We start from the raw sequence: 21,529 nt of genomic DNA, 5'->3' as shown, positions 1-21,529 counted from the left end.
CGCCGGCTACTGCAGGTAGCTCTCGGCCAGCAGCGCCCAGTAGGCCGCGCCGATCGGCAGGTTGCTGTCGTTGAAGTCGTAGCCCGGGTTGTGCACCATGCAGCCGCCGTGCTCGCCAGGCGCGCCGTTGCCGATGAACAGGTAGCAGCCGGGCTTCTTCTCGAGCATGAACGCGAAGTCTTCGCTGCCGGTCACGGCCGGGCCTTGCGGCTCGACGTGCGCGGCGCCCACCAGTTCATAGCCGATGCGGCGCGCAAACTCGGTTTCCTCGGGCGTGTTCACCAGCACGGCGTAGCCCTTGCGGTAGTCGATGTGCGCCTTCACGCCAAAGCTCTCGGCCTGCGCCGCGACGATGGCCTTCAGGCGCTTTTCGAGCAGCGCGCGCACCTCGCGGTCGAGCGAGCGCACGCTGATCTCCAGCACCGCGGTCTCGGGGATCACGTTGTTGGCCTTGCCCGAGTGGATGGCGCCCACGGTGACGATCGACATTTCCTGCGGATCGGCGTTGCGCGAGACGATGGTCTGCAGCGCCATCACGATGCTGGACGCGGCGACGATCGGGTCGGCCGTGCGGTGCGGCATGGCGCCGTGGCCGCCCACGCCGGTGAGCGTGACGGTGGCGTAGTCCGACGAGGCCATGGCCGCGCCTTCGCGGAACATCAGGTCGCCCTGTCGGCGGCCCGGCGAGTTGTGCATGGCATAGACCGCATCGCACGGGTATTTTTCGAACAGGCCGTCTTCCATCATCTTCACGGCGCCGCCCATGCCCTCCTCGGCCGGCTGGAAGATGAGGTTCAGCGTGCCCGAGAACTCGCCGTGCTGCGCCAGGTACTTGGCCGCGCCGAGCAGCATCGCGGTGTGGCCGTCGTGGCCGCAGGCGTGCATGATGCCGGGCCGGCCGCTGCGGTAGGCCAGGCCTGTTTTCTCCTCGATGGGCAGCGCGTCCATGTCGGCGCGGATGCCGATGGCGCGCGTTCCGCTGCCGCGCCTGAGCCGGCCCACCAGGCCGGTCACGCCCAGGCCGCGCTCCACCTCGTAGCCCCAGGCGGACAGGCGCTCGGCCACCAGATCGCTGGTGCCGAATTCCTCGAAGCCTAGCTCGGGGTTCTGGTGGATCTGCTGGCGCACCGTGACGAATTCGGCGGCGTGCCTTCTCATGTACTCGAGGTAGTGCTGGGCGCTTTGCGGCATCGTGGTCTCGTGTTGCGGATGGGTGGATGGATGACGGAAGGCCTGCTCAGGGCTGCAGCGCCATGGTGGCGGGCAGCCGGGTCCATGGCAGGTCGGCCGGGTCGGCGGCCATCGGACCGGGCGCCTTGGCCACGAGGATGTGGCTTGCAATGGGCGCGAAGTCGGCGCGAAAGTGCACCGAGCTCTTGTTGACCAGCAGCTTCATCGCCTCGGGCTCGATGCCCAGGTAGCGGAAGAACTCTCGGTCGAGCATCTGGCTCTTACCGCTGGCCACGGCAATGCGCACGCCGTCGATCTCCAGGCAGGCGCTCTGGCCGAGCGACACCACGCCGCCGCGCGACATCGGCCCCTTGCCGTGCACCTGCCCGTCGCTGAGCGCGCGCACGGTGAAGAGGCCTTGCACGGGCGCATCGCTGAAGCGACCGCCCCATGTCGGCACCGAGGTGCCGAGCGCGATGCGGATCTGCGCGCCGACGCCGGCCTCGTGCGCCGCCGCGGCCGCGCCGGGATCGAACATCAGCCCCAGCGCGACCTGCCCCGGGTAGCGCTTGCCCGCGCCTTCGGCCAGCAGCGCATGCAGCATGCCGGTGGTGTTGCTGTCGGCGCCCGCGCCAGGGTTGTCCTGCGTGTCCGCGATGACCACCGGCTTGCCCGCGTCCGCGGCCAGCGCCATGGCTTGCGCCACCGCCGCGCGCGGCTCCAGCACGTCGAGCCGCCATTGCGCGCGCGGCTGGTCGATGCGCTCGTACAGCGTGGCCACGGCCGCGCCGGCATCGTCGCCATAGCCCCACACGACCGGGCCGCACTCGGCAATGTCGGCGGCCGGGAAGCCGGTGGCAAAGCTCAGCACCGCATCGTGCCTGGCGTCGAGTTCGCCGAGCAGCCGGTACACGGATGCGGCCGGCTCGATCATGGTCGACTGCACGTTGAGCGGCAGCAAGAAGCCGAGGCGCCGCGCATGCAGCGGCTCGCGCGAACCGCGCGCGATGCGGCGTTCCAGCAGCCTGGCGGCGAGCCGGCCCGTGTCGGCCATGTCGACGTGCGGATAGGTGCGGTAGGTGGCCAGCGCGTCGGCCTCGGCCAGCATCCGGCCCGTGATGTTGCCGTGCAGGTCCAGGCTCGCGACGATCGGCACGCCGGGCCCCACGAGCATGCGGATGCGCGCGATCAGCTCGCCCTCGGGGTCTTCGAGGTGCTCGGTCACGGCCGCGCCGTGCAGGTCGAGATAGACGGCGTCGATGCCGCCGTTCGCCAGCGCGGCAGCCAGGTCTTCGGTGATGGCGGCCGAGATGCGCTCGAACGCGTCTTCGGTCACATGGGCCGAGGGCGTGGCGCCGGCCCAGGCCGACGGCACCAGCGACCAGCCCTTCTCGCGCGCCGCGTCGATGAAGCCGCCCACGGGAATGTTCCTGCCTGCGTAGGCCTCGACGATCGCGGCGCCGCGCCGGTACGGCGGGAAGGTCGAACCCGCATGGAACGCAGCCCAGTCCGCCTTGCTCGGCGCGAAGGTGTTGGTCTCGTGCTGGAAACCGGCGATGAAGACTTTCATGGAATCCTTTTTCTTGATCGTGGGAATGAAGGGGTTTCAGCTGCGCGCAAAGGCAAAGTCGCGTCCGGGCGCCGCAGCCAGCAGTTTGCGCGTGTAGTCGTGGCGGGGGGCGAAGAACACGTCGCGCACCGAACCGCGCTCCACGATCTCGCCCTGGCTCATGACCAGCACGCTGTCGCAGATCTGGCTGGCCACGCGCAGGTCGTGCGTGATGAAGAGAATGCCGATCTTCAGCCGCTGCTGGATCTCGTCGAGCAGGCGAAGGATCTGCGCCTGCACCGAGACGTCGAGCGCCGACACGGCCTCGTCGGCAATCAGCACCTTGGGGTCGCAGGCCAGCGCGCGCGCAATCGAGATGCGCTGGCGCTGCCCGCCCGAGAACTCGCTGGGGTAGCGGCGCAGCGCATCGGGCGACAGGCGCACCAGCCGCATCAGTTCTTCGGCGCGCGCCCAGGCCTGGTCGTGCGGCATGCCGAAGTTGACCGGCCCCTCGATGATCGAGGCGCCCACCGTCTGGCGCGGATTCAGCGAGCGGTACGGGTCCTGGAAAATCACCTGCACCGTGCGCCGGAACGGCGACAGCGCGCGGCCCCTGGCATGCGCGACCGAGCGGCCATCGGCAAAGATGTCGCCCGAGCTCGGGTCGATCAGCCGCGCGATGCAGCGCGCCACCGTCGACTTGCCCGAGCCCGACTCGCCGACGATGCCCACGGTTTCGCCGGGCCGCACTTCGAGCGACACATTGCGCGCCGCATCCACCGTGCGGCGCTTGCCGGGCCAGCTGCCCGTGACATAGGTCTTGCAGATGTTCACCGCATTGAGCAGCGGATAGGCGTCGGGCACCGGCGGGCGCCGGGGCGGCGAAAGCTCGGGCACCGCGTCGAGCAGCATCTTCGTGTAGGGCTCGCGTGGCGCCGTGAGCACCGCCATCTTGCCGCCTTTCTCGATCATGGCGCCCAGCTCCAGCACCACCACTTCGTCGGCGATCTCGGCCACCACGCCGAAGTCGTGCGTGATGAAGAGCACGGCGGTGCCGTTCTCGGTCTGCAGCTCGAGGATGAGCCGCAGTATCTCGGCCTGCGTGGTCACGTCGAGCGCGGTGGTCGGCTCGTCGCAGATCAGCAGCACGGGCTTCAGGATGAGCGCCATCGCGATCACGATGCGCTGGCGCTGCCCGCCCGACAGCTGGTGCGGATAGGAAGCGTAGATGCGCTCGGGCTCGGGCAGCCGCACGCGCTCCATGATGGCGATGATCTTTGCGCGCCGCTCGGCCGCGCCCATCTGCACATGCTGCGCGAGCATCTCGTCGACCTGCGCGCCGCAGGTCATCACCGGGTTGAGCGCGGTCATCGGTTCCTGGAACACCATGGCCATCGACGGCCCGCGCAGCTGGCGCAGGCGGGAAGACGTTGCGGCCAGCAGGTTCTCGCCCTGCAGTTCGATGGCGCCGCGCACCGGCACGAGGCCCGAAGGCAGCAGCCCCATCACCGCATTGGCGATGACCGACTTGCCCGAACCCGACTCGCCGAGCAGGCAGACGATCTTGCCGGGCGGCACGTCGAAGGAAACCTTGTCGACCGCATGCGGCCGGTCGCCGCCGCGCGGCAGTGCAATGGCGAGGTCGCGAACGGAAAGAACAGGTGCCTGCGCCATGTTCAGCCTCCGCGCTTGTTGAACTTGGGGTCGAGCGTGTCGCGCAGCCCGTCGCCGAGGATATTCACCGCGAGCACCGTCAGCGCCAGGAAGATGCCGGGGAACAGCACGTTGTGCGGGAACTGGTTGAACTGCGCCCTGCCCTCGGCCATGATGTTGCCCCAGGTCGCCATGTCGGCCGGCAGCCCTACGCCGAGAAACGACAGGATGGCCTCCACCAGGATGGCCGAGGCGCACACATAGGTCGCCTGGATGATCAGCGGCGCAATCGCATTCGGCAGGATGTGGCGCACGAGGATCTTCCATGTCGGCGTGTCGAGCGCAATGGCGGCTTCCACATAAGGCTCCTCGCGCACCGTGAGCACCACCGAGCGCACGAGGCGCGCCACGCGCGGGATCTCGGGCACCGCAATGGCCACCACCACGGTGAGCAGCTTGCCGCCGAACAGCGCCACCAGGCTGATCGCGAACAGGATGCCGGGGATGGCCATCACGCCGTCCATCAGCCGCATGATGGCGCTGTCGAGCCGGCGGAAGTAGCCGCCCAGCAGGCCGACGAGCATGCCGAACACCACCGCCAGCGCAGCCACCGCCACGCCCACGGTCAGCGAAACGCGCGCGCCGTAGAGCGTGCGGCTCCAGATGTCGCGCCCCAGGCTGTCGGTGCCCATGACGAACAGGTGCTCGAAGGTGTCGCCCGCGAGGCTGTTGAACTCGCCGCGCGTGCCCGGCATGAGGTTGCCGCTGCCGGGGTCGATGGCCGTGGGGTCGATGGTGCCGAGCCATGGCGCCGCCAGCGACACGAGCACCAGCAGCACAAGCACGCCGCCGCCCACGCGCACCGACCAGTCGGCCAGGATGCGCTTGAGCAGCGAGCGCCGCCGGGGCGGCGGCAGCGCCTCGGCGACGGCTTCGACAGGAATCATCGGAGGGGCGAGCGAATCGGTCATCGTGTTTTCTTCTTGCGCCTCAATAGCGGATGCGGGGATCGAACACCAGGTAGCTCAGGTCGATCAGCAGGTTGATGAGCACGTAGACGACGGAAAAGAACAGCGTGATGCCCTGTATCAGCGGAAAGTCGCGCGACAGCACCGCATCGACCGTGAGCTGCCCGAGGCCCGGAATCGCGAACACGGTTTCGGTGACGACCACGCCGCCGATCAGCAGCGCAATGCCGATGCCGATCACCGTGACGATCGGGATCGCCGCATTGGCCAGCGCATGCCGTATCAGCACCCGCGTCTCCGACATGCCCTTGGCGCGCGCGGTGCGGATGTAGTCTTCGGTCATGGCCTCGGCCACGGCCGCGCGCGTGACGCGGGCAATCAGCGCCACGTAGATGATCGACAGCGTGATCGACGGCAGGATCAGGTGCTTGATCCAGAGCCATGGCCCCTGGCCGATCCGCGAGTAGCCCTGCACCGGCAGCAGTTGCAGGTGCAGCGCGAAGATCCAGATGAGCACGTAGCCGATCACGAAGGCCGGCACCGAAAAACCCATGACCGAGAAACCCATGAGCATGCGGTCGAGCCAGCCGCCATGGCGCCAGGCAGCCACCACGCCCAGCGGCACCGCGATCAGGATGGTGACCACCAGCGTCACCGCCGCAAGCGACACCGTCGGTTCGATGCGCTGCCCGATGAGCTCCACCACCGTCTTCTTCATGAAGTAGGACTCGCCCAGGTTGCCCTGCAGCAATTGCCCGCTCCAGCGCACGAACTGCGTGGGCAGCGAATCGTTCAGCCCAAGCTGGCCCCGCACCTTGGCGATGTTCTCGCTGGTGCCGCTGTCGCCCACGATGGCGGCGGCCGGATCGCCGGGCGCCAGCCGGAGCATCAGGAACACGATCAGCGCGACGATGACGAGCACCGGCACGGTCGACAGGATGCGGCGCGCAAGAAAGATCAGCATGGGTTTGGCGAACGAGCGCGCTCAGCTCTTCTTGATGTTCCAGAACACATTGACCGGCGAGCGCACCACGCCGCTCACCACGCCCTTGCGGTAGGCCGTGAGCGGCTTGTATTCGCCGATGGGTGCGTAGATGCCGGTGTCGTACACGCGTTGCTGGATGGCCGTGGCCAGGTCCTTGCGCTTCGGCTCGTCGGCCGTCGCCAGGAAGTCGGACTTCAGCTGCTCGAGCTTGTCATCGGTGGCCCAGCCGAACCAGCCCTTCTCGCCGTTGCCCGTGAGCGGCGCATAGAACATCGGGTTCATGTTGTCGGCAATGCCCCAGCCGGTGATGAAGAGGTTCCAGCCGCCCTTGTCGACGGGATCCTTCCGCGCGCGGCGCGTGACCAGCGTGGGCCAGTCCATCGACTGCATGTCGACGTTGAAGCCGGCCTGCTTCAGCAGCTGCGCCATCACCGGCGGAAACTTGTTGAGCAGCGCAAAGTCGGCCGGATACATGAGCACGACCGGCTTGCCGTCATAGCCCGCTTCCTTGAGCAGCGCCTTGGCTTTCTCGAACTGCGGCTTGCCGGTGAAGTAGCTGGTCTTGTCGCTGGAGAACGCCGTGCCGCACGGGTAGACCGAGGCGCAGCTGTTGTAGAGCTCCTTGTGCACCATCTGGGCGCGCATCAGCGCCTCCTGGTTGATGGCCATGATGGCGGCCTGCGCGATCTTCGGATTGTCGAAGGGCGGAATGACGTGGTTCAGGTGCAGCGCGAACGAGCCCTTCGGGATCGGGTTGTCGACCGTGATGGCAGCGTTGTTCTTGAGCGCCGTGTACTGCTCCGGCGGCAGCCATTCGATCATGTCGACCTCGCCGTTCGCGAGCGCATTGGCCTGTGTCTGCGCGTCCTTCAGGATGATCCATTCCATGCGGTCGACGTACACGTTCTTGCCGCCCGCGGTGCCTGAAGGCGCCTCGGTGCGCGGCACGTACCTGGTGTTCTTCAGGTAGACCACCTTCTCGCCGGGGCGGTACTCCTCCTTCTTGAAGATGTAGGGGCCCGAACCGGTGGCGTCGTCGATCTGCTTGTCGGACGGCGTGGCGGCCACGCGCGCCGGCATGATGAACGGCGGGTTCGACGAAGGCTTGCTCAGTGCATCGAGCACCATGCCGAAGCCGTCCTTGAACACCAGCCTGAAGCTGCTGGCGTCGACCGCCTCGGCCTTGTCGAGCGCGGCATACATCTTCTGGCCCAGCCCGTCGCGCTGGCCCCAGCGCTTGAGCGACGCCAGCACGTCTTCCGAAGTGACCGGCTTGCCGTCATGGAATTCGAGGCTCTTGCGCAGCGTGAAGGTCCACGTCCTGCCATCGGCGCTGGTGGTGTACTTGTCGACCATCTGCGGCTTGACCTTGCCCTGCTCGTCCACGCCGAAGAGCGTGTCGTACACGGCATAGCCGTGGTTGCGCGTGACGAAGGCGGTGGTCCAGATCGGGTCGAGGATCTTGAGGTCGGATTGCGGCACCAGGCGCAGCACCTTGGCCGCATCCTGCGCGAACGCGCTGGTGGTTGCGAATGCAGCGGCCAGCATGGCACCCGCGACAACGGCTTTCAGGTTTCTTTTCGACAGCATCTTCGGTTCTCCGGTTGAAAAAATCGTGAGGAACGGGACTTCGGATCAGGCGTGCCAGCGCGGCCGCCCCGGTGGAAGAAGAAGAGGAAAAATCGCGCGAGGCGCTCGAACAAGAGTCATGAAGAAGAAGGCTCCGGAAGCGCGCAAAGGCCACCCCGCGCATTGCGCGAGATGCCCCTGCTGTCCTTTGGCCTGAGAGATTCACCATGCACGCTCATCGCGCATGGCTTGCCCCTTCGGCGGCTGCCCTCGGAGGCCTTTTCTATTCAGGGCTCCGGGCAGCGCTCTCCAGCGTTGATCGAGATATCCAGTCTTGGGACCTGAGCGTTATGGGCTGTCGCCTTCGGTAATGCACTAACTCGAAGCATCGAGCCGGCATTTCTCCTGGATGCATTCTTCCAAGCAGAATGCGTGCCACTCGAACGCTTGCGCTACTGCGGCCCGCCGCAGAAGCTCGCCCTTTCGGTGGTCCTGGCGGTGAAGTGAAGGCGTGTGGTGGTGGTGTCGCTGGCGGGCGTGTTCTGCGGCCATTCGCTCTGCAGCCATGTGTACTGCCAGCTGTAGGCTTCGCCCGGGCTCGCAGCTTCGCCGTAGCTGATGCGAAGGCTGCCGCTGCTCTCGTCGTGGCAGTGCTTCGACTGCTTGTATTCCCTTTCGCTGAAGCAGGCGCGGACCATCTTCGAGCACGAAAAAGGAATGCCTTCGTACACGGCCCGGCTCGCGTCCTCGACCGGCACGAAGTCGGCCTTGCTGAACGAAGCGCCGCCGCCCGAGTACATCTCCGACACCGTCTGGAGCACGGCCGCGGCCCACCGCCCTTCGGCCAGCGGATAGAGCGCCGGCGCGAGGGAGATGCGCGAATCCGCCATGCCGGGAGTGGCCGCCTTCTTCATCAGTGCGGCCGCATAGCCGCTGAAGTCATGCAGGCGGTTCAGCTGCCACGTGCCGGCGGCGACGCGCTTGATGCGCGCCATGGCCAGCGGCTCGCTCGAGAACACCGCATAGTCGCCCGCTGCGGCGCCGCGCGGCCGGTACAGGCCCAGCGCCTGCGGATCGCAGGGCTGCGGCAGCAGCGCACACAAGCGCGCGCGCCAGTCCGCATCCAGCGATTCCGGTTTCTTCACCGCATCGAAGAGTTGTGCCGACGGCGCGGCGCCCGCATGCCCCGCAAGCAGCAGGACGAACATCGGCAAGGCGGCAGTGCGAAGAATGGGCAACGGGTTCATGGACCGGCATGGTAGCCAGCCCGCCCACAGGATGCTGCAACCAATTGCGGTGCGGGCGGGCCGATGTTGTAGCCTTCGCCCCACGGCCATCTTGGCCTCGAACGGAGCAAAAGATGGCTGACAGGATCCTGGTGTTCTATGGCTCGTACCGCTCGGACCGCATGGGCATTCGCCTGGCGGACTACCTGGTGGCGGGCCTCAACGCGCGAGGTGCCGAGGCCGAGTTGATCGACGCCAAGGCCGTCGGCCTGCCGATGCTCGACCGCATGTACAAGGAATACCCCGAAGGCACCGCGCCCGCGGCGATGGAAGCGCTGGCGCAGAAGATACGCGGCGCGGATGCCTTCGTCTTCGTGGCCGGCGAATACAACTGGGGCCCGCAGCCCGGCCTGAAGAACCTGACCGACCACTTCCTCGAGGAATGGTTCTGGCGCCCCGCCGCCATTGCGAGCTATTCGGCCGGCCGGTTCTCCGGCGTGCGCTCGGGCACCGTGTGGCATTCGGTCCTATCGGAGATGGGCATGGTCGTCGTGTCGAGCACATTGGCGGTCGGCCCCATCTCGCAGACGCTCGATGCCAGCGGCAAGCCCACCGGCAGCGCGGGCGAATCGCTCGATCGCTCCTTCGGAAGGTTCGCGGACGACCTGGCATGGTGGACCGAGGCGGCGCGCGCGCAGCGGGCGCGCAAGGCGCCGCCGTATTGACCGCCCCTAGGCACCGGCCTTCGCAGCCTCCATCAGCGCCACCGACACGCACTCCAGCGCAATCGCCAGTTGCGTGAGCGTCGGCAAGCCGAATCCCAGCCTGAACACCAGCGGGTCGTCGCCGAACCACGGGCCGGGCGCGACGCGGGTGCTGTACCTGGCCAGCGCGGCATAGAAGCGCTCGACGGCCGCGGCATCGAAGAGCTCGCGCCTGAGCCGCATGCAGCACAGCGCCCCGGCATCCGGGCGCACCCACTCGATGTGGCTGGCATGGCGCGACACCCAGTTCTCTGTGAGTTGCAGGTTTTGCGCGAGGAGCTTGCGCCGCTCGCCGATGATCCGGTCGCGCTGCCTGAACACGGCCAGCGCTAGCGCCTCGTCGACCGGCGAGCAGGAGATCACCGTGCTGAACTTCGCCGTGACCAGCGCCTGGCGCAGCGCCGCGTCGCGCGTGATGGCCCAGCCGATGCGCAGGCCCGCCGAGCCGTGGCACTTGGACAGCGAGGACACCGAGATCACCCTGTCGCCCAGCCCGGCGGCTCCCGGCGCCGCGGCATCGTCGCCATAGGCTGCCTCGCGGTAGGTCTCGTCGATCACGAGCCAGGCGTTCGGCGCATGTTCGGCCAGCATCGCCACGATCTCGCGCAGGGTCTGCGCCGGAATCGCGACGCCCGACGGGTTCTGCGGCGAGGCCAGGCTCAGCAGCTTGGTCTTCGGGGAGAGCAGCTTGCGCAGCGCATCCAGGTCGATGCGGTAGCCGGTGTCGAAGCTCAGCGGCAGCGCGCGCGTGGTGGCGCCGACGGCGGCCAGCGCGTTGCGCGCCAACGGGAACACCGGCTCGGCCACGACGGCTTCGTCACCCGCCTGGCACAGCGTGAAGGCGATGAGGAACAGTGCGTGGGCACCGCCGACCGTAACCACCACGTCGTCGGCATCGACGCCATGTTCGTTCGCGATTTCCTGGCGCAGGGCGGGGCTGCCGGCCGCGGTGCCGTAGTCCAGCGAAAAGTCGGCATCGTCGCCGAAGGCCATGTCGACCAGCTCCGACAGCCGCACGCTCGGCCCCACGCTTTCGGCAAGATCGAAGCGCGGCGCCTTGCTGACGAGGGAAATGATTTCGTTGTCGGGAAACCGTGCCATGAACTGCCGCTTGATCCGTTGCTGTAGATAACACCAATGTTGCAGTTTCGTGGCCGACGATAACAGCCACACTTTCCTGAAATTAGGTGCAGTACAGTTGCATGCAGTGCCATCCACGCCAGCAGGAGTGATCCGTGTCGCAATCTCCCCGGTTCCGCTATGAAGAAGTCGCCGATTTCGTGGCCGCGCTGGCCGGCCGCGGCACCCTGAAGCCGGGCGCGCGGGCGCCGTCGCTGCGCGAGATCAGCACGCTGCAGCGCACCAGCCTGAGCACCGCGGTGCAGGCCTACCGCCTGCTCGAAGACCGCGGCATTCTCGAAGTGCGGCCGCAGTCGGGCTACTACGTTGCCAAGGCCCCGCCCGCCCTGCCCGTGCCGACAACCGCGCGCCATTCGATCCGGCCCGCCAAGGTGGAACTGTCGGGCCTGATGCTCGACCTGCTGAAGCACGCGTCGGACGAAGCCTTCGTGCCGCTCGGCTGCGCCATTCCCAACCAGCGCCTGCTGTCCTCCTCCAGGCTCGACCTCGTGCTGGCCCGCACGGCCCGCGTGAAGGGCAGCCAATGCAACACCTACTCGCCGCCGCACGGCGAGATGTCGCTGCGGCTGGAGATCGCGCGCCGCGCGCTGCGCTTCGGGCAGGTACTGGCGCCGGACGACATCGCCATCACCTGCGGCTGCACCGAGGCGCTGGCGCTCGCGCTCGATGCGGTCACGGAGCCGGGCGACACGGTCGCCATCGAGTCGCCGACCTACTTCGGGCTGCTGCAGGTGCTGCGCGCAAAGCGGCTGAAGGTGGTCGAGCTGCCGACCGATGCCGACACCGGCGTTGCCGTCGATGCGCTGCGCGAAGTCGTGGCCTCGGGCAGGGTGCGCGCCTGCGTGCTGGCGTCGAGCTTCAGCAATCCGCTCGGCTGCACCATGCCCGAAGAGAACAAGCGCGCCGTGCTGCGCCTCCTGGCCGAACACGGCGTGCCGCTGATCGAGGACGACGTGTACGGCGACGTCCATTTCGGCGAGGAGCGGCCCCCGCCCTTCAGCGCGCTCGACACGCACGACAACGTCATCTATTGCGGCTCCTTCTCCAAGACGCTCGCGCCCGGCTACCGCATCGGCTGGATCGCGACGCGCCGCCACATGGCCCGGGTGCTCGAAACCAAGTTCGCCACCAGCCTGGCGACGCCGGTGCTGACGCAGGTGGCGCTCGCCACCTTCCTGTCGAACGGCGACTACGACCGCCACCTGCGCCGCGTCCGGCGCGAGTTCGCCGAGACACTGGCCCGCATGACGCGGGTGATCGAGCAGGCGTTCCCGCCGGGCACCAAGGTGTCGAGGCCGGCCGGCAACTTCGTGCTGTGGGTCGAGCTGCCCGAGCCCGCGGACACGCGGCTCCTGTTTGCGCAGGCGCTCGAAAAGGGCATCTGCTTTGCGCCCGGCGTGGTGTTTTCGGCCAGCGGCAAGTACGCCCACTGCCTGCGCCTGAGCGGCGGCCACGGCTGGGATGCGCGCATCGAGAAAGGCCTGCGCACGCTCGGCGCCATGGCGGGACGGGCCGCAGGTCTTGCAGGATCAGGCAAGAAGCTTGTTCGATCCGGATAACGCCCGGAGCCCCATCCGCGAGAGACTTGCCTCCATGCCCGGCGCAGCGTTGCGCCATGGTCCACACCCATCGCACGAGGAGAGTCTCATGAGCGCAATCCAGGAAAAAGTCGTCCTCATCACGGGCGCAAGTGGTGGCATCGGCGCGGCGGCCGCGCGGCTCCTGGCGCGGCGCGGCGCCAAGGTGGTGCTCGGCGCGCGCCGCACCGACCGGCTCGAGGCGCTGGCCGAACAAATCGCGGCCGACGGCGGCACCGCGCACTTTCAGCGGCTGGACGTCACCTACCGGCCCGACGTGGAAGCATTTGCCGAATTCGCACTCGAAACGCACGACCGCATCGACGTGCTGGTGAACGCCGCGGGCGTGATGCCGCTGTCGCCGCTGTGGACGCGCAAGGTCGACGAATGGGAGCTGATGCTCGACGTCAACCTGCGCGGCGTGCTGCTGGGCATTGCGGCGGTGCTGCCGACGATGCAGGAACAGGGCTGGGGCCACATCGTCAACGTGGCGCCGGTGCCCGCGCAGGGCGTGTCGCCGAACTCGGCCGTGTATTGCGGCACGCAGTACGCGGTGGACGCCATCTCCGAAGGCCTGCGGCAGGAGCACGCAGGCAAGCTGCGCGTGACGGTGGTGCGCCCCGACGTGAGCGAGGCGGACCGCACGCTGGCCGACCGCATTGCGGCCTGCAGCAGCTTCGAGCGCATGGTCACGCGGCGGCGCATCGCAGTGCCCGCGGAGGCCGTGGCACGCTCGATTGCAGGCGCCATCGAGGGCGGCAGCATCTCGGCCCCGCGGCGCACGGCATGGCGGCCGCGGCCGGCCGAGCACGCGGCGTTCTGACGTTCCGTTCCGAGGGACCGCGTCAGTAGGTCTTGTAGGGCAGGAACTTGCCCGAGAGCACCACGTTGACGCGGTCGCCCTTGGGGTCGGCCTGGCGCTGGATGTCCATGCTGAAGTCGATCGCGCTCATGATGCCGTCGCCGAACTCTTCGTGGATCAGTTCCTTGATGGTGGTGCCGTACACGCTCACCACCTCGTACCAGCGGTAGATGAGCGGATCGGTCGGCACGGGCGTGGGCAGCGAGCCCTTGTAGGGCACCACCTGGAGCCACTTCTGCTCCTCGACCGTCAGGCCGAAGATCTTGCCGATGACCTTGGCCTGCTTGTCGTCGAGCGTCATCTGTCCAAGGCAGGCGGCGGTGGTCCACTCTTTCGAGAGGCCGACCTTCTTCGCCACATCGGCCCACTGGATGCCCTTGGACACCTTCACGGTGATGATCTTCTCGGTGACGTCGTTGCGGTTCATGCGGGTTTGCTCCTGATTGAAATGAAGAAGAAAGAAAACGAAGAAAGAGTCACGACGCCTTGGCGCGCGTGACGAGGAAATCGACGATGTGGTTGCGCAGCGCGTAGTAGCCATCGAGGTGGTGCAGCGAGGCGCGCGTGCGTTCGCGCGGCAGCGGGTTGGCCACGGTCTCCGCGATGTTGCCGGCGCGCCAACCGCCGCCCGGCTGTTCGGCGCCGTTGGTCATCAGCAGGATGCGGTCGGCCAGCAGGATGGCCTCGTCCACGTCGTGCGTGATCATGAAGACGGTCTGCTGCGTCTGGCGCACGATGGCCATGAGCTCGTCCTGGATGGTGCCGCGCGTGAGCGCATCGAGCGCGCCGAAGGGCTCGTCGAGCAGCAGCATCTTGGGCTGGATGGCAAAGGCGCGCGCAATGCCCACGCGCTGCTTCATGCCGCCCGAGAGCTGCGCGGGCTTCTTGTCGATGGCGGCCTGCAGGCCCACCATGGCCACGAAGCGCTCCACCTGCGTGTCGACGTGGCCGGCCGACCAGTCGGGCCAGCGCGAGGCCACCGCAAAGGCGATGTTCCTGCGCACCGTGAGCCACGGCATCAGCGCGTGGCTCTGGAACACCACGCCGCGCTCCAGGCTCGGGCCGGCCACCTCGCGGCCGTCCATGAACACATGGCCGGCGCTTGCCTGGTCCAGGCCTGCCAGCACGTTGAGGATGGTGGTCTTGCCGCAGCCCGAGTGGCCGATGATGCAGACGAACTCGCCGCGGTCGAGCGTGAACGACACGTCCGCGAACACCGGCCGCGCCGGCACGAAGGCCTTGGCCAGGCCCTCAATGCGCAGGAAGCCGCTGGTGGCGGGCCGCAGGGCGGGAGCAGTTGTCATGGGGGCGCCTCGTGCCGATCGATCACTCCACATAGGTCACCTTCCGCTGCAGGCCCGCGAAGGCCTGGTCGAGCAGCATGCCGACGATGCCGATCACCAGGATCGCGAAGATCACGTTGGTGAGCGAGAGGTTGTTCCACTCGTTCCAGACGAAGTAGCCGATGCCGGTGCCGCCCACCAGCATCTCGGCCGCCACGATGACCAGCCACGCAATGCTCATGCTGATGCGCATGCCCGTGAGGATGGTCGGCGCGGCCGCCGGCAATACCACGCGGAACGCGCGGCGCAGCGGCTTCACTTCGAGCGTGCTGGCCACGTTGAGCCATTCGCGCTTGACCGAAGCCACGCCAAAGGCGGTGTTCAGCAGCATCGGCCACACCGAGCAGATGAAGATCACGAAGATGCCGCTGACCGACGAATCCTTGATGGTGTAGAGCGCAAGCGGCATCCACGCCAGCGGAGAAATCGGCTTGAGCACCTGGATGAATGGATCGAAGGCCTTGTGCAGCAGCGGCGACATGCCGATCACGAAACCCAGCGGCACCGCCACCACGCAGGCCAGCAGAAAGCCCAGCCCCACGCGGGCCAGCGAATATGCCAGCTGGATGGCAATGCCCTTGTCGTTGGGCCCGTTGTCGTAGAAGGGGTTCGAGAGATGCTTCCAGGCCGTCACGGCCATTTCCGCCGGCGTGGGAAAGCCCGAGCTCTTGACCTGCCCGCCCGGATCCTTGCCGAGCATCTTCTGGTATTCGATCTGCTCGGCGGTCATGCCCGCGGCGGCACCGGCACCGGCCGTGGGCAGGGTGGCCAGCTGCCACGCGCCGACCAGCAGCAGGAACATCAGGAGCGACACCAGGGCCGCCTTCAGCGAAAGGGGGGTTTTCTTGCCGCGCATGGTTCAGGCCATCTTGGCGATGGCAAAGCTCTTGACGTAGTCGTCGGGCTTCGCGGGGTCGAACACCTTGCCCATGATGGTGAACTTGGGGTAGGCACCTTCGGGTGCGGCCTGGCCGAGCTCCTTCATGCGCTTCTTCGCGTCGGTCAGCAGGAACACCTTCTCGGCAATCTGCCTGTAGTTGACGTCGCCCTTCACGTAGCCCCAGCGCTTCATCTGCGTGAGCATCCACACGGCCATCGACTGCCACGGGATCGGATCGAAGTCGGCGCGGTCGGGCACGGTGCGGATGTTGCCCAGGCCGTCGGCGAACTTGCCCGTGAGCACCTGCGTCAGCACGGTCTCGGGCTGGTTCAGGTACTGCGCGGGCGCAATCACCTTGGCGATGAGCTCGCGGTTCTTCGGGTCGCGCGCCATGGCCGATGCGGTGAGCACCGAGCGCACCAGCGCGGCAAAGGTGTTGGGATTCTTCTCGATGAATTCGGCCGAGGTGCCGAAGGCGCAGCAGGGATGGCCGTTCCACAGGTCGCGCGTCAGCAGGTGCAGGAAGCCGATTTCCTCGAACACGGCGCGCTGGTTGAAGGGGTCGGGCCCCAGGTAGCCGTCGATGTTGCCGGCACGCAGGTTGGCCACCATCTCGGGCGGCGGCACCACGCGGATCTGGATGTCGGTGTCGGGGTTCAGGCCCGCTTCGGCCACGTAGTAGCGCAGCAGGAAGTTGTGCATGCTGTACTCGAAGGGAACGGCAAACTTCATGCCCTTCCACATCTTCGGGTCGCGCTTGTCCTTGTGCTTGTTGGCCAGCGTGATGGCCTGGCCGTTGGTGTTCTGGATGGTGGCGACGTTCATGGCCACCTGGTTGGAGCCCGCGCCCATCGAAATGGCGAGCGGCATGGGCGACAGGAAATGCGTGGCGTCGTATTCCTTGTTGAGCATCTTGTCGCGGATGAGTGCCCATCCTGCCGTCTTGACCACCTCGACGTTGAGCCCCTGCTTCTGATAGAAGCCCAGCGGGTGCGCCATGATGAGCGGCGTGGCGCAGGTGATCGGAATGAAGCCGATCTTGAGGTTGGTCTTTTCGAGCGGGGCCTTGTCCTGCGCCATGGCCTGCAGCGTGCCCAGCGGCAATACCGAGGCAATGGCGGCGCGGGCGGTGTTGGCGCCCACGGCGCGCAGGAAGTTGCGGCGCACGCTGTCGATGGGAAACAGCGCCTTCATGAGGCTGGCTTCGAGCTTGTCGTCGGGGCTGACATCGATCTCGGTTGCCCCGCGGCCATGGTTGCGGCCGCAGGCGCAGCGCATGTTCAGTGGCCGGTCGGCGTCGTAGAGATCGCAGGCGGTCGAATCGGATGGGCTGGACATGGTGGATGCACCTCGGTGAAAAGATGCCTGCCACGATGCAAGCCGCGGGCCGGAACAGAGGCCCGAAGGCTCATGGGCCGCAGATCGTGCCGCGCTTGTCGAGGCCTTGTAGGGCTGGCACTACAAGGCGGTGCCCGCCGGCTGCGTTTTCAGGCCGCGGGAGCGGCCTTGCCGTGGCGCTCGGCATACAGCGCAAGCTCGACGTCGTTCTTGGTGCCGGTCTTTTCGAGGATGCGCGCGCGATAAGTGCTCACGGTGTTGGATGCGAGGCCGAGCTGCGCACCAATTTCGCTCACGCTGTGCCCGGTACTGAGCAGGCGGTACACCTGGTGCTCGCGATGCGAGAGCTGCTCGGGGCCCTGTCCCACGTTGCGGCCCACGGCGGCGGCCAGCGCTTCGGCCGTGGCCGCCGATACGTAGAGGCCGCCGGCGGCCACCTTGCGCACGGCGCTCACCATGTCGTCGGCATCGGCGCTCTTGTTGAGATAGCCCGAGGCGCCGAGCTTGATGCAGCGCACGGCGTACTGCTTCTCGGGGTAGGTGCTGAGCATCAGCACCGGGAGCGTGGGCCAGTCTTTCCGCAGGGCCTGCAAGACGTCGAGCCCGTCGCGCCCCGGCAGCGCGATGTCGAGCAGCACCACGTCGAGGCCGTCGGGGCCGCCGAGCTCTTGCACAGCGGCGAGCACCTCGGGGCCGGTCTGGGCTTCGGCGCGCACGGTCATCGAGGGCAGGCCGTTGGAGAGGTCGCCGAGCATCTGCTTCAGGCCTTCGCGCACGATGCGGTGGTCGTCGCCGATGAGTACGCGGATGTCGTTCATTTCAAATGACGCGATGAGGGGTGGGTCGAGGATTGTCTGTGTTCTTGGTGCTTTTGTTCAGGGCTCTTTTGTTCAGGGCGTGTGCACAGATCACCGGGTACTCCCCTCCGCGAATGTCCCCCGGCCTTCGGCCTCCTCCTTGATTTCGCTGCGGGGAGCACCCGATGCTCTGTGCACTGGGGCACGCTCGTTGTGCATCGCTGATCAACGACCGCTCTTTGCAACGCTCCCGTCGATGGGGTGCCTTGCGCAGCGAAATCAAGGGGGAGGCCGCAGGCCGGAGGACATTCGCGGAGCAAGGTACCCCGTCGGCGGGAGCGCGCCCTGAACAGCAGCGTACATCAAGCATCCACCAGCAGCGGCAGATGCAGGCAGAAGATACTGCCCTCGCCCACACGGCTGTCGATGTCGATACGCCCGCCGAAGTGGCGTGCGCGTTCCCGCATGCCGAGCACCCCATAGGAGGTGGTGGCCTCGAAGGCCTGCATCGGCGCGCCCACGCCGTCGTCGCGCACGCTGATGCTCAGTTCCATGTCATCGACGCCAATGCGGATGTCGAGCTTGTGCGCCTTCGCATGGCGCCCGACGTTGCTGAGCATCTCCTGGAAGATCCGGAACACCGCAATGGCCGCAGGCTCGGGCAGCTCCACGCCCGCGGGCACGTCGAAGTGCCATTGCAGCGCCAGCTCGGCCGACTGCACGAACTCGTGCGCCTGCCATTCGAGCGCCGCCCACAGGCCCTGGTGGTCGAGGATGCTGGGGCGCAGGTCGGTGATGATGCGGCCCACATTGTCGACCGCGCGCTCGATCAGCTGGCTCATGTTGCTGCACTTGCTGCGCATCTGGCCGCGCATGGCCTCTGCCGCATCGGGCGTGCGCTCCTGCTGCTCGCCCAGGCGCTTGCCGATCCAGTTGACGTCCATCTTGAGCGCCACCAGCAGGCTGCCGAGCTCGTCGTGCACCTCGCGGGCGATGCGCGTGCGTTCATCTTCGCGCACCTTGTCGAGCCAGGCCGAGAGCTCGCGCAGCTGCACCAGCGCGTCGCTGAGTTCGCGCGTGCGCTCCTGCACGCGCAGGCCGAGTTCGTCCTTGGCCTGCTGCAGCGCCTCGGCCTGGCGGCGGCGCTCGGTGATGTCGACAAAGGTGATGACGGCGCCGCGCACCTGCGCGCCGTCCATGATCGGATGGCTCGAATACTCCACCGCGAAGGCGCTGCCGTCGCGGCGCCAGAACACCTCGGTGTCGATGCGGCACGGCAGGCCGCGGCGAAAGGCATTGAAGATGGGACAGTCCGTGTCGGCGTAGTGCGAGCCGTCAGAGTGCGAATGGTGCGTGAGCTCGTGCATGTTGCTGCCGATCACGTCGCGCGCCTCGTGGCCCAGCATCTGCGCGCCGGCCCGGTTGATGAACATGCAATGGCCGTCGAGATCGATGCCGAAGATGCCCTCGCCGGTCGACTCGAGCAGCAACCCCAATTGGTGCTGCCAGAGCGGGTGGCTGGCGGTGGGGTTCAGTACGGGCGTTTCCATGCACCAAAAGCAAGCAACACCCGTGCCCGGAGGCCGCTCAGCGCTCCCAGCGGAACTTGCGCTCCGACTCGGCAATGGGCTGGTCGTTGATGCTCGCGAAGCGCCGCTGCATCAGGCCGTTCTCGGCGAATTCCCAGTTCTCGTTGCCGTGGCTGCGAAACCACTGTCCGGCTGCGTCGTGCCATTCGTACTCGAAGCGCACCGCGATGCGGTTGTCCGTGAAGGCCCAGAGCGACTTCTTCAGGCGGTAGTTGTGCTCGCGCTCCCACTTGCGGGTGAGGAATTCCACCACCTGCTCGCGGCCGTTGACGAAGTCGGCGCGGTTGCGCCACTCGGTGTCGGGCGTGTAGGCCAGGCTCACGCGCACCGGGTCGCGCGTGTTCCAAGCGTCTTCGGCGGCCTGCACCTTCTTCGTTGCGGTTTCGAGGGTGAAGGGAGGCAGCGGCGGGCGGGATTCCATGGCGGTCTTTCGTTGAATGAATGAAGAGAGGGAGGAAGGAATGGCGAAGGCCCGCAATGTGCCACATGTAGACAGACCTGTCTACATGCCTACAATAGCGCCATGGACATCTCCGCACTGCCCGCGCGCGAACGCATCCTGCTCACGGCGCACGACCTCTTCTATGCCGATGGCATCCGTGCCACCGGCATCGACCGCGTCATTGCAGCCTCGGGCGTCACCAAGGTCACCTTCTACCGGCACTTCCCGTCGAAGGACGACCTGGTGCGCGCCTTTCTCGATCACCGGCATGCACGATGGATGGCATGGTTCGTCGATGCACTGGGGCGCCGCGGCGCCCACGAACGCGCCGGCGATGCCAGTGCCCTGCTGCTGCTCGCCGATGTGATGGCCGAATGGTTCGCCGACCCCGCGTTTCGCGGCTGCGCCTTCATCAACGCGGTGGCCGAGGTGGGCGGCAGCGTGGAGGGCGCCGCCGAGCGCGCCCGCGAACACAAGCGCGAGATGGTGGAGGTCATTGCCGGCCTGCTGCCCGCGGCCTTGCCCGCACGCATGGCGCTCGCCCAGGCCGCGGCGCTGGGCGTGGACGGCGCCATAGTCAAGGCGCAGATGGGCGGCGCGGCCCTGGCGCGCGAGGCCGTCGACGATCTGCGGCGCCTGCTCGAGGCACTGGCTGCCATGCCGCATCGATAAGATCGCTCCCGGAAAACACCCCATGGCATCGACGCGACTTCCCTCCACACAGGGCCTGCAAGCCTTCGAGGCAGTGGCGCGTCTGCGCAGCGTGAACCTCGCGGCAGAGGAGCTCAGCGTCACGCCCAGCGCGGTGAGCCACCGCATCCGGCAGGTCGAGACGCTGCTCGAACTCAAGCTTTTCACAGGCAACGACTTCGGCCTGAGCGCCGACGGCGTGGCCTACCTGGCCCGCGTGCGCGAGGCCATTGCGGCGCTGCAGCAGGTGCCCGGCCGCGAGCCCGCATCGCAGGTGCGGCGGCTGCGCGTGGCCGTCACGCCCACGTTCTCCCGCCAGATGCTGCTGCCCCGGCTCGCGCGCTTTCGCGATGCCTATCCGAACATCGAGCTGATGCTGCAGGTGACCATGCCGGTGCGCAACATGACGGCCGAAGAGGCCGACCTGGAACTGCGCTTCGGCACCGGGCCTTTTCACGACCGCGAGTTCTGCCAGTTGCTGGCCGACGACGTGGCGCCCGCCTGCAGCCCGGCGTACCTGCAGCGCCACGGGCCGTTCGACGGCTTTGCGACCGATGCCGAGGTCTCGCGCGTGCAGCTGCTGCGCACGCCGCTCGAGTCGTGGCGCACCTGGTTCAAGGCCCGCGGCATCGGCCTGCCGGAGCCGGCCACGGGCCATCAGTTCAACGACCTGGGCCTGGCGCTCGATGCGGCGGCCGAAGACTTCGGCGTGGTGCTGATGCACCTGAAGCTCGGCAGCGCCTGGCTGGAGAACGGGCGCCTCGTGCGGCTTTCGGCAGAGAGCGTGCCCTCGCCCAACGCCTACTTCCTGTGCTGGCGGCCGGGGGCGATGGAGCGCTGGGAGTGCGCGACCTTCGTCGAATGGTTGCGGCAGGCGCTGCGGGACTGACTGAATTCTTTTCAGGTCCGGCCTGGGTATTTTTCAGATCGGGGTCCGTTTCGAACGCCACACTCGGCCCGCGGCGGAGCTTGCCCATAATCCCCGCT

Annotated in this window: 20 protein-coding genes and 1 riboswitch; of the genes, 5 read left to right on the top strand and 15 right to left on the bottom strand. The window is 67.3% G+C overall.

The features are described 5' to 3' along the window. Window positions 1–6: 6 nt before the first annotated feature. From RZE77_RS06605 to RZE77_RS06575, 7 genes are all read right to left on the bottom strand, one after another. Window positions 7–1,191, bottom strand: coding sequence for a M20 aminoacylase family protein (locus tag RZE77_RS06605; protein ID WP_319441187.1), 1,185 nt, complete (start codon window positions 1,189–1,191; stop codon window positions 7–9). 46 nt (window positions 1,192–1,237) lie between these two features. Then, window positions 1,238–2,740, bottom strand: coding sequence for a M81 family metallopeptidase (locus tag RZE77_RS06600; protein ID WP_319441186.1), 1,503 nt, complete (start codon window positions 2,738–2,740; stop codon window positions 1,238–1,240). A 36-nt stretch (window positions 2,741–2,776) separates the two neighbouring features. Beyond that, entirely contained in the window at window positions 2,777–4,393 is a 1,617-nt protein-coding gene (locus RZE77_RS06595) for an ABC transporter ATP-binding protein (RefSeq protein WP_319441185.1), read from the bottom strand. 2 nt (window positions 4,394–4,395) lie between these two features. After that, a complete protein-coding gene (locus RZE77_RS06590; protein ID WP_319441184.1) occupies window positions 4,396–5,343 on the bottom strand; it encodes an ABC transporter permease in 948 nt (315 codons plus the stop codon). 19 nt (window positions 5,344–5,362) lie between these two features. Beyond that, window positions 5,363–6,304 (bottom strand): ABC transporter permease, encoded by a 942-nt coding sequence (locus tag RZE77_RS06585; RefSeq protein ID WP_319430526.1) that lies wholly within the window; start codon window positions 6,302–6,304, stop codon window positions 5,363–5,365. Window positions 6,305–6,325: 21 nt separating this feature from the next. Beyond that, entirely contained in the window at window positions 6,326–7,915 is a 1,590-nt protein-coding gene (locus tag RZE77_RS06580; RefSeq protein ID WP_319441183.1) for an ABC transporter substrate-binding protein, read from the bottom strand. Between the two features lie 170 nt (window positions 7,916–8,085). After that, window positions 8,086–8,217: riboswitch (glycine riboswitch) on the bottom strand. A 129-nt stretch (window positions 8,218–8,346) separates the two neighbouring features. Continuing rightward, window positions 8,347–9,141, bottom strand: coding sequence for a hypothetical protein (locus tag RZE77_RS06575; RefSeq protein ID WP_319441182.1), 795 nt, complete (start codon window positions 9,139–9,141; stop codon window positions 8,347–8,349). Window positions 9,142–9,254: 113 nt separating this feature from the next. Here RZE77_RS06575 and RZE77_RS06570 point away from each other — a divergent pair, with 113 nt between their 5' ends. Next, window positions 9,255–9,845, top strand: a complete 591-nt coding sequence (locus RZE77_RS06570) for an NADPH-dependent FMN reductase (RefSeq protein ID WP_319441181.1) — start codon at window positions 9,255–9,257, stop codon at window positions 9,843–9,845. 6 nt (window positions 9,846–9,851) lie between these two features. Here the strand turns inward: RZE77_RS06570 and RZE77_RS06565 are convergent, their stop codons facing one another. Beyond that, the gene (locus RZE77_RS06565) at window positions 9,852–10,985 is read right to left on the bottom strand and encodes a pyridoxal phosphate-dependent aminotransferase (protein WP_319441180.1); all 1,134 of its coding nucleotides are present in this window, start codon (window positions 10,983–10,985) and stop codon (window positions 9,852–9,854) included. A 134-nt stretch (window positions 10,986–11,119) separates the two neighbouring features. On the opposite strand from RZE77_RS06565, the gene RZE77_RS06560 reads away from it, so the two are divergent. Together RZE77_RS06560 and RZE77_RS06555 are read left to right on the top strand one after the other, a co-directional pair. Next, the gene (locus tag RZE77_RS06560) at window positions 11,120–12,583 is read left to right on the top strand and encodes an aminotransferase-like domain-containing protein (RefSeq protein WP_319441179.1); all 1,464 of its coding nucleotides are present in this window, start codon (window positions 11,120–11,122) and stop codon (window positions 12,581–12,583) included. Window positions 12,584–12,671: 88 nt separating this feature from the next. Then, the gene (locus tag RZE77_RS06555; RefSeq protein WP_319441178.1) at window positions 12,672–13,424 is read left to right on the top strand and encodes an SDR family oxidoreductase; all 753 of its coding nucleotides are present in this window, start codon (window positions 12,672–12,674) and stop codon (window positions 13,422–13,424) included. Between the two features lie 22 nt (window positions 13,425–13,446). Here RZE77_RS06555 and cynS read toward each other — a convergent pair whose 3' ends face one another. The 7 genes from cynS to RZE77_RS06520 all read right to left on the bottom strand — a co-directional run bounded on the left by cynS (window position 13,447) and on the right by RZE77_RS06520 (window position 19,831). Beyond that, window positions 13,447–13,890 carry a cyanase gene (cynS, locus tag RZE77_RS06550; RefSeq protein ID WP_047784436.1) on the bottom strand — a complete coding sequence of 148 codons (444 nt, stop codon included), beginning with the start codon at window positions 13,888–13,890 and terminating at the stop codon, window positions 13,447–13,449. A gap of 49 nt (window positions 13,891–13,939) precedes the next feature. Further along, a complete protein-coding gene (locus RZE77_RS06545) occupies window positions 13,940–14,767 on the bottom strand; it encodes an ABC transporter ATP-binding protein (RefSeq protein ID WP_319441177.1) in 828 nt (275 codons plus the stop codon). Window positions 14,768–14,789: 22 nt separating this feature from the next. Then, entirely contained in the window at window positions 14,790–15,662 is an 873-nt protein-coding gene (gene ntrB, locus RZE77_RS06540) for a nitrate ABC transporter permease (protein ID WP_319441176.1), read from the bottom strand. Window positions 15,663–15,665: 3 nt separating this feature from the next. Next, entirely contained in the window at window positions 15,666–17,024 is a 1,359-nt protein-coding gene (locus RZE77_RS06535) for a CmpA/NrtA family ABC transporter substrate-binding protein (protein WP_319441175.1), read from the bottom strand. A 149-nt stretch (window positions 17,025–17,173) separates the two neighbouring features. After that, entirely contained in the window at window positions 17,174–17,842 is a 669-nt protein-coding gene (locus RZE77_RS06530; RefSeq protein ID WP_319441174.1) for a response regulator transcription factor, read from the bottom strand. Window positions 17,843–18,183: 341 nt separating this feature from the next. Further along, the gene (locus RZE77_RS06525) at window positions 18,184–19,371 is read right to left on the bottom strand and encodes a sensor histidine kinase (RefSeq protein ID WP_319441173.1); all 1,188 of its coding nucleotides are present in this window, start codon (window positions 19,369–19,371) and stop codon (window positions 18,184–18,186) included. Window positions 19,372–19,408: 37 nt separating this feature from the next. Continuing rightward, the gene (locus RZE77_RS06520) at window positions 19,409–19,831 is read right to left on the bottom strand and encodes a nuclear transport factor 2 family protein (RefSeq protein ID WP_319441172.1); all 423 of its coding nucleotides are present in this window, start codon (window positions 19,829–19,831) and stop codon (window positions 19,409–19,411) included. A gap of 102 nt (window positions 19,832–19,933) precedes the next feature. Between RZE77_RS06520 and RZE77_RS06515 the strand changes: the two genes are divergently transcribed. Both RZE77_RS06515 and RZE77_RS06510 read left to right on the top strand, forming a co-directional pair. After that, window positions 19,934–20,524: a TetR/AcrR family transcriptional regulator gene (locus tag RZE77_RS06515; protein ID WP_319441171.1), complete on the top strand. Its 591-nt coding sequence runs from the start codon at window positions 19,934–19,936 to the stop codon at window positions 20,522–20,524. Between the two features lie 22 nt (window positions 20,525–20,546). Further along, the gene (locus RZE77_RS06510; protein WP_319441170.1) at window positions 20,547–21,431 is read left to right on the top strand and encodes a LysR substrate-binding domain-containing protein; all 885 of its coding nucleotides are present in this window, start codon (window positions 20,547–20,549) and stop codon (window positions 21,429–21,431) included. Window positions 21,432–21,529 lie beyond the last annotated feature (98 nt).

It is taken from the genome of Variovorax sp. SPNA7, assembly GCF_033807855.1.
Lineage (GTDB): Bacteria > Pseudomonadota > Gammaproteobacteria > Burkholderiales > Burkholderiaceae_C > Variovorax > Variovorax beijingensis.
This window is presented reverse-complemented; position numbering and strand designations above follow the sequence as displayed.